Here is a 15,139-nt window from a genome sequence, read left to right as displayed (position 1 = left end):
TACCCGCGGCGACTGAGCGCGCGGCGGGCGGTCCATCCGGACTCCGCTACGCGGGATCGGCCGTGCGCGCCCGCCAGGCCTCGTCGGACTCACCGGTGCGCTGCGAGACGCGGCGGTCCCAGACGAGCCACTTCTCGTCGACCGCGCGCTCGATGTCGACGCCCGTCGCCTCCGCGAGCGCCAGCAGCATCCCCACCGCGTCGGCGAGCTCGAGCGCGAAGCGGCGGTCGATCTCCTCGGGCGAGTGCCCCTTGTCGCGCTGCCGCCCGGTCTTCGCGAGCCACGCCTGCACGACCTCGCCGACCTCCTCCTGCAGCTTCAGCACCAGCCAGTCGGCGTCGCGCTCGAAGCCGTAGACGTCGGCGTAGCGGCGCGAGATCGCGTCGATCTGCTGGGCGAGGGCGCGGAGCTCCATGTGGCCCATGCTCGCACGCGGGCGTAGGTTCGGAGCATGGACTCCGCATCGTTCGAGGACCTCCTCGCGCACAACCGCGACTTCGCGGCCTCCTTCGACCTCCAGGGCTTCGACGGCGTCGCGCGCGCCGGCGTCGCCATGGTGACCTGCATGGACTCGCGGCTCGACCCGCTGGGCATGATCGGCCTCGTGCCGGGCGACGCCAAGATCCTGCGCAATCCGGGCGGCCGCGTCACCGAGCGCGCCCTCGTGGCGCTCGTGCTCGCCACGCACCTGCTGGGCGTCGAGCGCGTGCTCGTCGTGCAGCACACGCGCTGCGCCATGGCGTCGAAGTCGGAGGACGAGCTCATCGCCGCCCTCGGCGCCTCCGCCGGCATGGACGCCTCCTGGCTCGACCTCGGCGCGATCGACGATCAGCGCCAGGCGCTCACGGCCGACGTGCACCGCGTCTCGTCGCACCCGCTCATCGGCGACCGCGTGAAGGTCGGCGGCTTCCTCTACGACGTCGACTCGGGCCTCCTCGACCAGGTCGCCTGACGCCTCCCGATCTCAACGGCTCTGCGCAGCTGACCCGCCTGAGGCGGGTCGCGGTGCGCGCAGAGCCGTTGAGGTGCAGCGCCGTCGGTACGTCGGGCTGGGAGGATCGGGGCATGGCGAACCCGTTCGAGCAGGTGACCGTCGAGGCGCTCCGCGAGCGCACGAGCATCAAGTGGCGGTGGTTCGAGCCCGACGTGCTGCCGATGTGGGTGGCCGAGATGGACGTGCTGCCCGCGTCCGCGATCACGGCGGCGATCACCGAGGCGCTCGGCCGCGGCGACACCGGCTACCCGCACGGGCACGCCTACGCCGAGGCCTTCGCGCGCTTCGCGGACGACCGCTGGGGCGCCTCCTTCGATCCCGGCCGCACGGCGCTCGTCGCCGACGTCATGCAGGGCGCGTTCGAGCTCATCCGGCTGCTCACGCGCCCTGGCGGCAACGTGATCGTCACGAGCCCTGTCTACCCGCCGTTCCACGCCTACTCGGAGCACGCGGAGCGCACCGTGCTCGAGGCGCCGCTCGGCGACGACCTGCGCCTCGACGTCGCCGCGATCGAGGATGCGTGCGCGCGCGTCGGCGAGGCGGGCGGCGTGCTGCTGCTCTGCAACCCGCACAACCCCACCGGCACCGTGCACACCCGGGCGGAGCTCGAGGCCGTGGCCGAGGTGTGCGCGCGCCACGGCGTGCGCGTCATCTCGGACGAGGTGCACGCGCCGATCGTCTTCGACGCCGCGTTCACGCCCTACTGGAGCGTCGATCCGCAGGGCTTCTCGATCACCTCGGCCTCGAAGGCCTGGAACCTCGCGGGCCTGCGCACCGCGCTCATCGTCCCGGGGGCGGAGGCGCGCGACCTCGAGCACCTCGCCGAGGTCGTCAGCCACGGCCCCTCGCACCTCGCCACCATCGCGCACGTCGCCGCCTTCGACGACGGCCGCGGCTGGCTCGACGAGGTCATCGCGGGCCTGCGCGGCAACCGCGCGCTGCTGGCCCGCCTGCTCGCGGGGCACGCGCCGAGCATCCGGTGGCAGCCGGGCGAGGCGACGTTCCTCGCCTGGCTCGACTGCCGCGGCACGCGGGTGGCGGATGCGGCGTCGCGCGCCGACGCGGGCGATGTGGGCCTCTCGACCGGTGCCGCCGCCGCGTTCCTCGAGCGGGCGCGCGTGGGGCTCAACGCGGGCGAGTCGTTCGGGACCGGCGGCGAGAACCGGGTGCGCTTCAACCTCGGCACGCGACCGGACGTCATCGAGGAGGCCGTGCGGCGGATGGGCGCGATCGCGTGACCGGGCCGGCGCGACGCGGCGCGCGCGGGGCGGCGGCCGCCTAGGCGGCGTCGTCGGCGGCGCGGTCCTGGGCGGCCGCCGCGCCCGCCAGCGAGCGCCGGTGCACGAGGTGCTCGGCGACGAGCAGCCCGGCCACGATCGCAGCGCCCAGCAGGAACCAGAGCGTCGGCCCGAGCAGGTCTCCGCTCGGGGCCAGCAGGTCGCGCTCCTCGGTCTGCCAGGGCCACAGCGCCCGCAGCGAGCCCGCCATGAGGCCCGTCATGATCGCGAGCGTCACGCGGCGGTGGTGCGAGAGCAGGCGCAGCAGCACGTGCACGAAGAGCGCGAGGCCGACCACCGCGCCCGCGATGAAGATGCCGATGTAGCCGAGCTCCCGGTCGTTGAGCGCCTTGAGCGTCGGCTCGTACATGCCGGTCGAGACGAGCACGAACGAGCCCGAGACGCCCGGCAGCACGAGCGCGCAGACCGCGAGCGCCGCCGACAGGAAGATGCCGAGCGGCCCCGGCTCCGCCTCGCCGCCGCTCGGGAGCCCCGTGAGCAGGAAGCTCGCGGCCGCGGCCGGCACGGCGAGCGCGACGTCGCGCAGCTGCCAGCGCGTGCCGAGCATCCGGGCCGGCACGATCAGCGAGACGACGATGAGCCCCGCGAACAGCGCGCGCGACGTGATCGGGTGCGCCTCGACGAGCGGCGCGACGACCCGCGCCATCGCGACGACCGCCACGACCATCCCGATGCCCACCGGCAGCACCGTCGCCCACGCGACGCGGTGCCAGTGCTCCTTCGCGCGCGCGAGCCCACGGCCGCGCGGCACGTCGAGCACGGCCCGCACGACGCCGCGCACGAGCGCGCCGGCCGACTCGATGAGCCGCTCGTAGACGCCGATGAGCAGCGCGATCGTGCCGCCCGACACCCCCGGGATCAGCTCCGTGACGCCGATCAGGCCGCCTCGGAGCGTGTGGGCGAGAGTGTGGAGCGCGCGCATCGGAGCCTTCCCCGGACCGCGGCGCGCGCGGCCGGTCGCGGATGGAGGGGCGCCGACCCGTCGGCGCGGAGCGTCCAGTCTGGCAGGTGCGCCTCGGCTCGGGCCTCGCGCGCGGTGGGCGGCCGCGCCTACGGTGCTGCCATGACGACGCGCCTCCGACCGCTCAGCGACGCCGACCTCGACGCGGTCTTCCGATGGGAGCGCGACCCCGCGGCCGTGGCGATGGCCGCGTTCACCAGGGCCGACCCCGACGATCGCCCTGCGTCCGACGAGCACTACGCCAGGGTCCGGTCGGATCCGGCGAACCTGCTGCTGGTCGTCGAGGAGGACGGCGAGCTCGTCGGCACCGCCTCGAGCTTCACGATGGAGGGCGACCGCGAGATCTCATACTGGATCGACCCCGCGAGGTGGGGACGCGGCATCGCGTCGCGAGCCGTGGCCCTGCTGCTCGAGGCCGACACGACGCGTCCGCTCCACGCGCGGGTCGCGGCCCACAACCTCGCCTCGGCGGCGGTGCTGCGGAAGGCCGGCTTCCGTGAGGTGGGTGCGGAGCGCTCCTGGGCGGCCGGTCTCGGCCGCGAGGTCGACGAGCGGATCCATCGCCTCGACTGAGGCGATCGCGCCGGGCGCTCAGGGCGCGGCGGCGATGAGGTCGACCATCCGCTCCTCGAAGCCGGGCTCGACCTCCATCACCACGCGGTGCCGCGCGCCGGGACGGTCGGGCCACTCGCCCCACGCACCCTCGAGGGCGGCGACCGTGCGACCGCGGGCGGGCCCGTCGGTGCAGTCGACCGTCACGTCGACGACGGGCGAGAGGGTCGTGCGCACGAGCCCCGTCGCGACCGCGAGCGCGAGGGCGTCGTGGTTGCCGGAGGCGCGCTCGCCCGTCCACCCCTCGTAGTACCCGAGGTAGTGGTCCAGGATGCGCGCGCAGAACCGGCCGGCGGCGCCGCCTGCGGCGAGCCGCGCGCGGTGCGCGTCGGTGACGAGCGAGGTCATCGTCACGTCGAGGCCGACCATCGTGAGGTCCCAGGCGGCGTCGAGCACGACTTGCGCGGCCTCGGGGTCGTGCCAGATGTTCGCCTCTGCCGTCTCGCTCACGTTGCCGGGCGCGATGGCCGCGCCGCCCATGATCGTGACGTGCCGGATGCGCTCGGGCAGCGTCGGATCCGCGTCGAGCGCCTCGGCGAGGTTCGTGAGCGGCCCGACCGCGACGAGCTCGAGCTCACCCGCGTGCTCGTGGCTGAGGCGCAGGATGAGGTCGACAGCGGTCGCGGAGCCCGGCCCCGGCTCGATGCCGAGGTCGGCGCAGCCGCCGAGGCCGTCGTCGCCGTGCACCTCGGGCGCGAGCACCGCCGGGCCACCTGCGCGCGGGCCTGCGGCACCGCGCGCGACGGGCACGTCGCCGTGGCCCGCGATGCGCAGGACCTCGACCGTGTTGCGCACGCACTGGTCGACGTCGACGTTGCCCCACACGACGCTGCAGCCGACGAGCTCGATCGAGTCCGAGAGCGCCGCCGTGAGGATGGCGAGCGCGTCGTCGACGCCCGTGTCGACGTCGAGCAGCACCAGGGTCACGTCGACGACCCTACGGCCGCCGGCCGCGCCGCCGGCGCAGCTGGCCGCTCAGCTGACGCAGAGGCAGAACGGATGGCCGGCGGGGTCGAGGAAGACCCGGAAGGTCGTGCCCGGCTGGACCTCGTGCTTCGTCGCGCCGAGCGCGAGCGTGGCGGCCTCCGCCTCGTCGAGGTCGTCGACGACCACGTCGAGGTGCATCTGCTGCGGATGCTCCTGCCCGGGCCACTCGGGCGCCCGGTAGGCGTCGACCTGCTGGAAGCAGATCACCTGCCCCTCGGCGCCGCGGATCTCGTACCAGTCGTCGACCTCGTCGCCCTCGGGCTTCACGGGCCAGTCGAGGAGCGCCCCGTAGAAGCCCGCGAGCGCCTTCGCGTCCGGGCAGTCGATGACGACGTTGGGCCAGCGTGCGATTGCCATGCCGCGCAACCTACGCGGCGCCCCTGACATCCGCCAGGGCGCCCGCGCCTCCGCTCACCAGCCGTGGACGAGCGGGAAGATCGGCAGGGCCTCCTGGTGGTGCGCGTGCACGATGACGAGGAACACGATCGCGTCGAACAGCAGGTGCACCGTGACGACATAGGCGAGGTTCTTCGTCCAGGAGAAGATGGCGCCCTGCACGAGCGCGAACGGGATCGTGAGCAGCGGCCCCCACGACTGGTAGCCGAGCTCCCACAGGAACGAGACGAAGATCGCCGCCTGCAGCAGGTTCGCGAGCCACGGCCGGAAGTGCCGCAGCAGCAGCGTGTAGGCGGTGCAGATGAAGAACAGCTCGTCCCACAGGCCGACGGCGTTCACGCCCACGAACAGCCGAGCGATCTCGCCGCCCTCCTCGACCGCCGGCCAGTTGCGGTAGACGCCCGAGGTGAGGAAGTAGAACGGCAGGATCAGGTACGCCAGCACGATGACGACGGCAAGGTACACCAACATCCGCCGGCTCCAGCGGCCGCCGCCCCACGGGAAGCGCACCGCGTGCTCGCGGTAGCCCCAGCGCGAGATCGCGTACGGGATGAGCACCGCGCCGCCGAGCGCGATCGTGAACCGCGTCATGCCGGCGTCGGTGAGGTCGGCGTGGAGCGAGATGGTGCTGATCCACGCGAGCGCGAGCGCGATGATCGCGAGGTCGGAGCCGAGGCGGCTCGAGCGGCCGGCACGGTCGGTGAGGATGCCGGCGACGACGCCGGCGACGAGCGGCGCGTAGCCCCAATCGGTCATCACCCAGAACAGCAGCACCGCTCCGGCCGAGACGAGCGCCGCCGGCACGATGGCGATCGGATGCGTCGGCGCCCCCTCGGCGGCGATCGGCGGCAGGCGGAGGCCCCGGGCGCTGCGCTCGGCGGTCGTCACGAGCCCAGCCTACGGAGCCCGCCTGCGCGGGGGCCGGGTGCCGGCGCATCGCTCGAGAGCGCCGAGGCCCTGCAGAGCATTCGTGAGAGCCGCTCGCTTTCGACCCCGTTCGGATGCCACGATGGGACCCATGTTCCGCCTCCGCACCGCCGTCGCCATCCCCGTCGCGGCCGCCGCCATGACGATCGCGGCGTGCTCGCACGCCCCGCTCGACACCTCGGCGGATCCGCTCACGGAACCGATCGTCGTCGGTGCGCACACGGCAGCCCCTGTCGACATCGCCGACGTCGAGACCATCGACGACCTCGAGCCGGTGTCGGTCGAGGCGTTCATCCGCGAGCACTCGTTCAGCGGCGGGGCCAACGACCTCGACGCGGTCGAGGCCGAGTACCGCGCAGCGGTGCGCGCGTTCCCCTACGACCTGCCGGCCGGCTACGCCTGGCCGGCCGCCACCGGCCTCGAGGACGACCCCGCGCACCCGGGCGCCATGTGGGAGCGCGGCAACGGCGTCGCGCAGGCCTTCTCCTACTGGGAGGGCGCGACCGCGCTCGCCGCCGCGAACGCCGCCGAGCGCGGCGACTTCCTCGCGTCAGACCGCTACCTCGGCGCGATCGGCAACACCGAGGGGGACGGCACCCGCGGCATGTACATCGACGACGGTCGCTTCACCGACCGCGACGTCGTCCCCGCGTTCGCCGGCGACTGGAGCGGCCTCCAGGGCGTCACGATGCGCGACTTCATCGCATCGCCCATCAACGTCGCGATCGCCGAGGCCGCAGGCGACAGCATCGCCGTCGCCGACGGGGGCCGGACGATCGACGCCCGTCCCGCGGGGCAGCCGGTCAACCCCACGATCCGCCGGGACGGCGTGGTCCACTCGACGCTCGAGGCGTCCCAGGCCAGTCCGTTCTCCACGGACCTCGGCACGGCACAGCCCGTCGAGCCGTAGGCGCTCGCCTCTCGGGGGTGCCGCATCGACCGGGGCGGGTGGGCGGCGCCCAGCCCTAGCCGGACGAGCCACGACGGCCCGCGACATCCGCTGGTCGGCCGGCCCGTCATCCCAGCGGATGATCCTCGTCCGACCGCGGTCGGAAGGAGGGCCGGATCGCTCGCGCCGAGGTGCTCCGACGCGATGGAGTGCAGCCATGCACACCACCCAGACCTCCGCGAACCGCATGGACGCCACCGCCGTCGCGCACGCCTACGGCGACCCCGGCACCCACCCCTGGGTGCTCGACGGCGTCTCGCTCACGATCGGCGCCGAGGGCCCCGAGGCCGTCGCCATCATGGGCCCGTCGGGCTCGGGCAAGTCGACCCTCCTCCACGTGCTCGCCGGCATCGTCGCCCCCGTCGACGGCCGCGTCGCCTGGCGCGGCCGCGACCTCGCCACGATGCGCGACGGCGAGCGCACGCGCCTCCGCCGCAGCGACTTCGGCTTCGTCTTCCAGTCGGGCCAGCTGCTGCCCGAGCTGCCCGCCGTCGAGAACGTGGCCCTGCCGCTGCTGCTCGCCGGGCAGTCGCGCGGCCGCGCCGAGGCGCAGGCCGCCGAGCTGCTCGTGCGCCTCGGCCTCGGCGGCATGGAGTCGCGCCGCCCCGGCGAGCTCTCGGGCGGCCAGGCGCAGCGCGTCGCGATCGCCCGCGCCCTCGTCGGCAGCCCCGGCATCGTCTTCGCCGACGAGCCCACCGGCGCCCTCGACAGCGCCACGGGCACGGCCGTCATGAGCCTCCTCATCGGCGCGACGCTCGGCCACGGCGCATCGCTCGTCGTCGTCACGCACGACCCGGAGGTCGCGGCCGCGTGCTCGCGCATCGTGCGCCTGCAGGACGGCCGGATCGTCGGCGACGAGCGGACGGATGCGGGTGCCCGGGATGCCGGGGCCGCGGATGCGGCAGCCGTCGCTGGTCCGGCGCAGGTCGCGCACACGGCGCAGACGGCGCACCTCCCGCAGCCGCCCGTGCCGCACGTCGCCCCGACGCACCCCGCCGCGCACGCCGCCTCCCACCGCGCCGCCGCCCATCCCGCGTCCGACCACCCCGCATCCGGCCCGGCCGCGCAGCCAGAGCCCTACCCCGCGCCCTCGTACGGCGCCACGCGCGCCGGCGTCACGCTCCAGGGCGTGCCCGCGCACCCCGCCGAGGTGCCGCAGGACTGGACGGGCCGCACCGCCCACGTGCCGAACCCGGCAGCGTCGGCGCCGCACCCCGCATCCGTCCCGGCCGCCTGGCACCAGGCCCAGCACGGGCAGCAGGGCCAGCAGGCCTGGCAGCAGGGCGGCGCCCGATGACCGCCCTGCGCCTCTGGGCGCGGCTCGGCCGCGCCACCGGCCCCCGCGCGACCGACATGCTCAGCGCCGTCGCGTTCGCCTTCGCCACCGCCGCGCTGCTCGCGGTGCTCGGCGGCGTCAACGCCTTCCGCCTGCGCTACGAGACCGGCGCGGTCGACGAGGCCACCGGATCCTTCGTGCTCATGCTCTCGTTCGTCGCGGCGGCGCTGCTGCTGCCGGCGGTGTGGACGCTCGCGCAGGCCGCCGTGCGGCTCGCGATCGCCCGTCGGGACGACCGCCTCGCCGCGCTGCGCCTCGCCGGCGCGACGCGAGGCCAGGTGAGCGCGATGGCGCTGCTCGACGCGGTCTCGCAGGCGCTCGTCGGCGGCCTCGTCGGCGCGCTGCTCGCCCTCGCCGTGACCCCGGGCATCGCCCGCATCGAGTTCCAGGGCCTCCCGTTCACCACCGCTGAGCTGCTGCCACCCGCCTGGGTGTGGCTGGCCGCGATCGGCGCGGTCGTGCTCATCGCGCTCGGCGCCGCGCTCGCGTCGCTGCGGCGCGTGCACGTGACGCCGCTCGGCGTCGCGCAGCGGGTGCGGCCAAGGCGGCTCTCGCTGTGGCGGATCGCCGCGTTCGCCGTGCCGGTGGCCGCGTACGTGCTCATCGTGGGCATGGGCGTCATCGACGTGGCGATGGGCGTCTCGATCGCGCTCATCTCGATCCTCGTGCTCTCGTACTCGCTCCTCGGCCCGCTCGTCATCCAGGGCGTCGCGTGGCTCGTGGCGAAGGGTGCCCGCTCCCCCGCGACGCTGCTCGCGGCCCGTCGCGTCGTCGACGACCCGCGGGGCGCCTTCAACGTGGTCGGCGCCATGGCGGTCGCCGTCATGGCGGGCGGCTTCGCGAGCCTCGCGCCCGCGATGAGCGGCGGCGTCGACCAGATGTCGATCGACATGGCCACGGGCGCCGCGCTCACCATCGCGATCGCCGGCGTGCTCGGCGCCGTGCTCGCGGGCATCGCGCAGTCGGCCAAGGTGCTCGACCAGCGCCGCGAGCACCAGGCGATGCACCGGATGGGCGTGGAGCTGCCGACGATGCGCGCCGCGATCGTGCGCCAGGTGACGCTGCCGCTGCTCGTGGCCGTGGGCGGCGCGGCCGGCGTGGCGCTGCTGCTGATCATCCCGAGCTTCCTGCTGTGGGTGCAGTCGCCGCAGTCGATCGGCACGTGGGCGCTCATCTCGGCGCTGTCGGTCGTGGCGGTGCTCGGCGCGACGGCGAGCGCGCTGCCGCTCGTGCGGCGCGTGGCGACGGAGCGGGCGCCGGCGTAGCTCGCATCCGGATCCTGGGTGCGACGGGGCTGAGGCAGCGCGCCTCGGCCCCGTCGCCGTGTCTCTCATGCCCAGTGGTCACTGCTTGCTCGTGACTGGTCGATCCGCGCGATCAGCGGTCACGTCCTGCTGCAGGAGGTGACCACTCCCAGCACGACGCGACCACTCGTCGCAGGGAGCGACCGATCAGCAGCAGGACGTGGCCCCTGGGCGACGGGAAGCGTGCGCCCGGCCAGGTGGAGGGGCCGCGACGCGCGTCAGCGGGCCGGGAGCAGCGGGAGGACGTCCTCGGCGAACTGCGTGAGGAAGCGCCGCTGGTCGTGGCCGGGGCCGTGGAAGACGAGGTGCGTGAAGCCCAGGTCGACGTAGTGGCGGATCGCGTCGGCGACCTCCTGCGCATCCGAGCCGACGATCCAGCGCTTCGCCACCTGCTCGATCGGCAGCTCGTCGGCGAGGCGCTGCATCTCGATCGGGTCGTGCACCGAGTGCTTCTGCTCCTGCGTGAGCGAGAGCGCCGCCCAGAACCGCGTCGCCTCGAGCGCCGCCTCCGGATCCCGGTCGTACGACACCTTGATCTCGATCATCCGGTCGACGTCGGCCGAGTCGCGCCCCTGCTGCTCGAGGCCCTCCTCGAGGGAGGCGACGATCGTGTCGCGGTAGTAGTCGTCGCCCTTGCCCGAGGTGCAGATGTGGCCGTCGGCGAAGCGCGCCGCGTACCGCGTGGTCGCGGGCCCGCCGCCGGCGACGTAGATCGGGATGGGCTGCTCCGGCCGGTCGTAGATCGTCGCGCCGTGCAGGTCGTAGAAGTCGCCGTCGAAGTCGACCCGCTCGTCCGTCCACAGGCGCCGCAGCACCCGCACGGCCTCGCGCAGTCGGGCGAAGCGCTCCTTCAGGTCGGGGAACTCGACGCCGATCGCCTGCTCGTTGAGCGACTCCCCCGTCCCGACGCCGAGGATGAGGCGGCCCGGGTGCACCTGCCCGAGCGTCGCGAGCTGCTGCGCGACGACCGCCGGGTGGTAGCGGAGGGTCGGCGTCAGCACCGAGGTGCCGAGCATGATCGACTCGGTGCGCTCGAGCGCCATGCCGAGCCACGCGACCGCGTTCGGCGCGTGCCCGCCCTCGTGCCGCCACGGCTGCAGGTGATCGGAGATGAAGGCGGAGTCGAGGCCGACCTGCTCCGCGAGGACGACGAGGTCGAGGAGCTCGGCGGGCGAGAACTGCTCGGCGCTGGCCTTGTATCCGTACCGCATGCGGATCAGTCAAGCACCGCCGCCTGACCCCGCGCGCACGGCGGGATCAGGCAGCGGCCGCGCCTACACCGCCAGGTCGCGGAACGCCTTGTCGGGGTTGCCGAAGCGGTGCGCCGTGATCGAGATCGCCTGCTCGCGCAGGAACGGCAGCAGCTCGATCCGGCCCTCCGACGACACCGGCCCGTCGTAGACGGCCACGCGCGGGTTGCCCGCGAGCGCCTCCCGGAGCCCCGCGGCGGTGCCGGCGACGCGGATGCGCCGCACCGGCTCGCCGACGTGGTCGATGCCGAGCGCATCCTGCCGCTCCACCGGCTCGAGCGCCTCGCCGGATGCGACGCGGGCGCGGAACGCCGCGTCGTCCTCGACGACGACCTCCTCGATCCGCACGTGCGGGATCGCGCGCTGCGAGAGCCGCAGCACGCCCTGCGGCACCTCGACGGCCGTCGAGATCCGCACGGTCGCGCGGGTGCGGGCGGCGGCCGCGAGCAGCCGCACGAGCTCGCCCGTCGTGCCGTCGTCGGCGAGGCGGATGAGCACCTCGGTCGGGCGGTAGCGGAACACGTTGCGCTCGACGCCGAGCGCCGAGACGTCGCGCGAGACGCCGAACTCGTCCTCCCAGGCCGCCTCGTCGCTGTTCGCGCCCGCGCGGACCCGGTCGAACTCCTCGAAGTCGAGCTGCGGGGTGGCCGCCTCGATGAGCTCGGCGACCCGCGGGTCGAGCCCGTGCAGGCGCACCGACTTGCGCGGCTCGGCGAACACCGGCTCCCAGTCGACGAGCGTCGCCAGGTAGTTCGGCCCGCCCGCCTTCGCGCCCGGGCCGACCTGCGACAGCTTCCAGCCGCCGAACGGCTGCCGCCGCACGATCGCGCCCGTGATGCCGCGGTTCACGTAGAGGTTGCCCGCCTGCACGCGGTCGAGCCACAGGGCGACCTCGTCGGGGTCGAGCGAGTGGATGCCCGCGGTGAGGCCGAAGTCGGTGGCGTTCTGCACCTCGATCGCCTCCTCGAGCGTGTCGACCTCGATGAGCGAGAGGTGCGGGCCGAAGAACTCGATCGTGTGCGTGACGGTGCCGGGCAGCACGGCGTCGCGGATGGCGGGCGACCACAGCCGCCCCTCGGCGTCGAGCCGCTTCGGCTCGAGCAGCCACTCCTCGCCGTCCTCGAGCGTCGTGAGCGCCCGCAGCAGCTTGCCCTGCGCGGGCTCGATCACGGGGCCGACGTGCGTGCGCGCGTCGAGCGGCGTGCCCACGCGCAGCGTGCTGGCGGCGTCGACGAGCTGGCGGCGGAACCGCTCCGAGTCGCCGACCGAGCCGACGAGGATCGCGATCGACGCGGCCGAGCACTTCTGGCCGGCGTGCATGAACGCGCTCTTCACGACGTCCGCCGCGGCGAGGTCGAGGTCGGCCGAGGGGGTGACGACGATCGCGTTCTTGCCGCTCGTCTCGGCGAGCAGCGGCAGGTCGGAGCGCCACGACGTGAAGAGCCCCGCGGTCTCGGACGAGCCGGTGAGGATGAGCCTGCCGACGGCCGGGTGGGTGATGAGGCGCTTCGAGACCTCGCCCTCCTCCATGTCGCACAGCACGAGCACGTCGCGCGGCACGCCCGCCTCCCACAGCGCCTCCACCATGACGGCGGCGGAGCGGCGGGCCTGCGGCGCGGGCTTGATGATGACGGCGGAGCCGGTCGCGAGCGCCGCGGTGACGCCGCCGCACGGGATGGCGACGGGGAAGTTCCACGGCGGGGTGACGACGGTGAGGTCGACGGGCACGGGGCGCGCGCCCTCGACCTGCTCGAGCAGCACGGCCTGCTCCGCGTAGTAGCGGGCGAAGTCGATCGCCTCCGACACCTCCGGGTCGGCCTCTGCGAGCGTCTTGCCGGTCTCGGCCATCATCACCTCGATGAGGCGGCCGCGGTAGACGCCGAGGGCGACGGCCGCCTCGCGCAGGATGTTCGCGCGGCGGGCGGCGCCGAGCTCGGCCCAGCGGGCGCCGGCCTGCGCGGCGCGGTCGATGCGCCGCTCGAGCGTGGGCAGGTCGTCGATGCGGTTCTGGTCGAGCGTGCGCAGGCCCAGCTCGGTCGTGCCCGCGCGGGCGACGACCTGGCGGCCCCAGTCGCGGTTCGACGCGAGCGACGGATCCGTGTCGGGCTCGTTCTCGAAGCCCTTCGGGTTCGTGACGGCGACGGCGAGGTCGCCGAGGCGGTCCTGCGTGCGGTTCGGGCGCGGGTCGCCGGCCTCGTCCTCGCTGCGCATGAGGGCGAGCGAGTCGAGGAAGCGGTCGCGCTCGCGCTGGAACACGGGCGCCTCGGCGAGCTCGAACATGCCCGACATGAAGTTCTCGCCCGAGGCGTTCTCCTCGAGGCGGCGGATCAGGTAGGCCACCGCGGCGTCGAACTGGTCGGGCCGGACGACGGGCGTGTAGAGGATGATGTGCGCGAACTCCTCGGCGACGGCAACGCGGTGCTCGGCCGCCATGCCCAGCAGCATCTCGGCGTCGACGCGGTCGCGCGTGCCGTGGCGGCGCGCCAGCTCGGCCGCGTAGGCGAGGTCGAAGAGGTTGTGGCTCGCGACGCCGACGCGCACCGCGGCGGCGTTCTCGGGCTGCAGCGCCTCGCGGAGCACGCGCTTGTAGTTGGCGTCGCTCGACGCCTTCGACGGCAGCACCGCGAGCGGCCAGTCGTGCACGGCTGAGTCCACCCGCTCCATCGCCAGGTTCGCGCCCTTCACGACGCGCACCTTGATGCCCGCGCCGCCGTGGGCGCGGCGCTCCTTGGCGAAGGCGGCGAGGCGGCGGTAGGCGCCCAGCGCATCCGGCAGGTAGGCCTGCAGCACGATGCCGGCCTCGAGGCGCGCGAGCTCGGGGCGGCTCAGCAGCCGCTCGAACACCGCGATCGTCAGGTCGAGGTCGCGGTACTCCTCCATGTCGAGGTTGATGAACTTCGTCGGGCTCGCCTCCGCCGCGATCCGGTAGAGCGGCAGCAGCCGCTCGACGACGCGCTCGACGGTCTCGTCGAACGCCCACATCTGCAGCTGCGGCGCCATCGACGACACCTTGATCGAGACGTAGTCGACGTCGTCGCGGCGCAGCAGCTCGGTGGTGCCCGCGAGGCGGCCGGCGGCCTCCTCCTCGCCGAGCACGGCCTCGCCGAGGAGGTTGATGTTGAGGCGCGTGCCGTCCTGCCGCAGCTTCGCGAGCGGGCGGCCGAGGCGGCCGGGGGTGGCGTCGATGACGAGGTGCGAGACCATCTCGCGCATCGCGCGCTTGGCGATGGGGATGACCAGCCTGGGCGCGAGCACGCCGAAGCCGCCGCCGACGGTGATGGCGAGCTTGAGGTACCAGTCGAGGAAGCCGGGGATGTCGCGGCTCAGCGCATCGAAGTTGCGGGCGCTGACGGCCGGGTCCTCGGGGCGGACCACCTTGTCGACGAAGCCGATGGCGAAGTCGAGGCCGTTCGGGTCCTTGAGGAGGCCCGCGAGGCGCTGGGCGGAGGCGTCGCGCTTCGCGTCGTGCGGGCGCGCGAGCCACTGCTCGACGCGCCGGACGGCGGCGAGCGCGATCGGGTCGTCGGTCTCCGGATCGCGGACGACGACAGGCGCGGGCGCCGCGGCGGTCGAGGAGGCGGCTGGCGCGAGCGGGTTCGCGACCGGCCGCGCGGGGGCTGCCGGCGCAGGTGCGGCGGCTGGGATCACGGGCACGGGCGCCGGCGACGCCGCGGCGGGCGCCGGTGCTGCATCGGGCTCCGGCTCCGGCTCCGGCTCCGGCTCCGGCTCCGGCGCGGCATCGGGGTGCGGCTCCGGCTCCGGCTCCGGCTCCGGCTCGACGGCAGGCTCCGGCTCCGGCTCAGGACGCGGCTCGGCGGGTCGGGCGGCGGGCGCCGCGGCAGGCTCCTCGACGGCAGCCTCCTCGACCGGCTCGGCCGGCGGCGTCGCCACGGGAGCGGCGGGCGCGGCCTCCGGCGCGGGCGCGGAGGGCACCGCCGAGATCACGTCGAGCACGCGCGTGCGCTCGTCCTCCGGCTCGGCCGGGCCCGCGAGCACGGGGGCGGCGGGCGCGGCCTCCGGCTCCGCGGTCGCTGCCTCGGAGGCAGCCACCGGCTCGTCCTCGTCGACCGGCTCGTCCACCTCGACCGGCGCATCCTCGTCCACCGGCTCGGGCACGCGAGCATC

General features: G+C 74.5%; 13 protein-coding genes. 6 read left to right on the top strand and 7 right to left on the bottom strand.

Annotation, left to right across the window (positions count from 1 at the left end; genetic code table 11):
• Window positions 1-46: 46 nt before the first annotated feature.
• Window positions 47-415, bottom strand: a complete 369-nt coding sequence (locus IEW90_RS01135) for a nucleoside triphosphate pyrophosphohydrolase family protein (RefSeq protein ID WP_229679432.1) — start codon at window positions 413-415, stop codon at window positions 47-49.
• A gap of 36 nt (window positions 416-451) precedes the next feature.
• Between IEW90_RS01135 and IEW90_RS01130 the strand changes: the two genes are divergently transcribed.
• Both IEW90_RS01130 and IEW90_RS01125 read left to right on the top strand, forming a co-directional pair.
• Entirely contained in the window at window positions 452-952 is a 501-nt protein-coding gene (locus IEW90_RS01130) for a beta-class carbonic anhydrase (RefSeq protein WP_188715156.1), read from the top strand.
• Between the two features lie 113 nt (window positions 953-1,065).
• Window positions 1,066-2,232 (top strand): MalY/PatB family protein, encoded by a 1,167-nt coding sequence (locus tag IEW90_RS01125; RefSeq protein WP_188715154.1) that lies wholly within the window; start codon window positions 1,066-1,068, stop codon window positions 2,230-2,232.
• A 40-nt stretch (window positions 2,233-2,272) separates the two neighbouring features.
• Here IEW90_RS01125 and IEW90_RS01120 read toward each other — a convergent pair whose 3' ends face one another.
• Window positions 2,273-3,214, bottom strand: a complete 942-nt coding sequence (locus IEW90_RS01120; protein ID WP_188715152.1) for a DUF368 domain-containing protein — start codon at window positions 3,212-3,214, stop codon at window positions 2,273-2,275.
• A 141-nt stretch (window positions 3,215-3,355) separates the two neighbouring features.
• Here IEW90_RS01120 and IEW90_RS01115 point away from each other — a divergent pair, with 141 nt between their 5' ends.
• Window positions 3,356-3,826 (top strand): GNAT family N-acetyltransferase, encoded by a 471-nt coding sequence (locus IEW90_RS01115; protein WP_188715150.1) that lies wholly within the window; start codon window positions 3,356-3,358, stop codon window positions 3,824-3,826.
• Between the two features lie 18 nt (window positions 3,827-3,844).
• On the opposite strand, the gene IEW90_RS01110 is transcribed toward IEW90_RS01115, so the two are convergent.
• Genes IEW90_RS01110 through IEW90_RS01100 form a run of 3 tightly spaced genes read right to left on the bottom strand, consistent with a single transcriptional unit; the run spans window position 3,845 to window position 6,136 of the window.
• Window positions 3,845-4,792 carry a nucleoside hydrolase gene (locus tag IEW90_RS01110; RefSeq protein WP_188715148.1) on the bottom strand — a complete coding sequence of 316 codons (948 nt, stop codon included), beginning with the start codon at window positions 4,790-4,792 and terminating at the stop codon, window positions 3,845-3,847.
• A 48-nt stretch (window positions 4,793-4,840) separates the two neighbouring features.
• Window positions 4,841-5,209 (bottom strand): VOC family protein, encoded by a 369-nt coding sequence (locus IEW90_RS01105; RefSeq protein ID WP_188715145.1) that lies wholly within the window; start codon window positions 5,207-5,209, stop codon window positions 4,841-4,843.
• Window positions 5,210-5,263: 54 nt separating this feature from the next.
• Entirely contained in the window at window positions 5,264-6,136 is an 873-nt protein-coding gene (locus IEW90_RS01100) for a CPBP family glutamic-type intramembrane protease (protein ID WP_373284691.1), read from the bottom strand.
• Window positions 6,137-6,257: 121 nt separating this feature from the next.
• On the opposite strand from IEW90_RS01100, the gene IEW90_RS01095 reads away from it, so the two are divergent.
• From IEW90_RS01095 to IEW90_RS01085, 3 genes are all read left to right on the top strand, one after another.
• Window positions 6,258-7,085, top strand: coding sequence for a hypothetical protein (locus IEW90_RS01095; protein ID WP_188715143.1), 828 nt, complete (start codon window positions 6,258-6,260; stop codon window positions 7,083-7,085).
• 196 nt (window positions 7,086-7,281) lie between these two features.
• Window positions 7,282-8,421 (top strand): ABC transporter ATP-binding protein, encoded by a 1,140-nt coding sequence (locus IEW90_RS13955; RefSeq protein WP_188715141.1) that lies wholly within the window; start codon window positions 7,282-7,284, stop codon window positions 8,419-8,421.
• Window positions 8,418-9,725, top strand: coding sequence for an FtsX-like permease family protein (locus IEW90_RS01085; protein ID WP_188715133.1), 1,308 nt, complete (start codon window positions 8,418-8,420; stop codon window positions 9,723-9,725). Before IEW90_RS13955 ends, IEW90_RS01085 begins: the two co-directional genes overlap by 4 nt.
• Before the next feature lie 257 nt (window positions 9,726-9,982).
• On the opposite strand, the gene fgd is transcribed toward IEW90_RS01085, so the two are convergent.
• A complete protein-coding gene (fgd, locus tag IEW90_RS01080) occupies window positions 9,983-10,975 on the bottom strand; it encodes a glucose-6-phosphate dehydrogenase (coenzyme-F420) (RefSeq protein ID WP_188715131.1) in 993 nt (330 codons plus the stop codon).
• Window positions 10,976-11,038: 63 nt separating this feature from the next.
• A complete protein-coding gene (locus IEW90_RS01075; protein WP_373284749.1) occupies window positions 11,039-14,530 on the bottom strand; it encodes a bifunctional proline dehydrogenase/L-glutamate gamma-semialdehyde dehydrogenase in 3,492 nt (1,163 codons plus the stop codon).
• Window positions 14,531-15,139 lie beyond the last annotated feature (609 nt).

Origin of the sequence: Agrococcus terreus, from assembly GCF_014645235.1 — a bacterium.
Lineage (GTDB): Bacteria > Actinomycetota > Actinomycetes > Actinomycetales > Microbacteriaceae > Agrococcus > Agrococcus terreus.
This window is presented reverse-complemented; position numbering and strand designations above follow the sequence as displayed.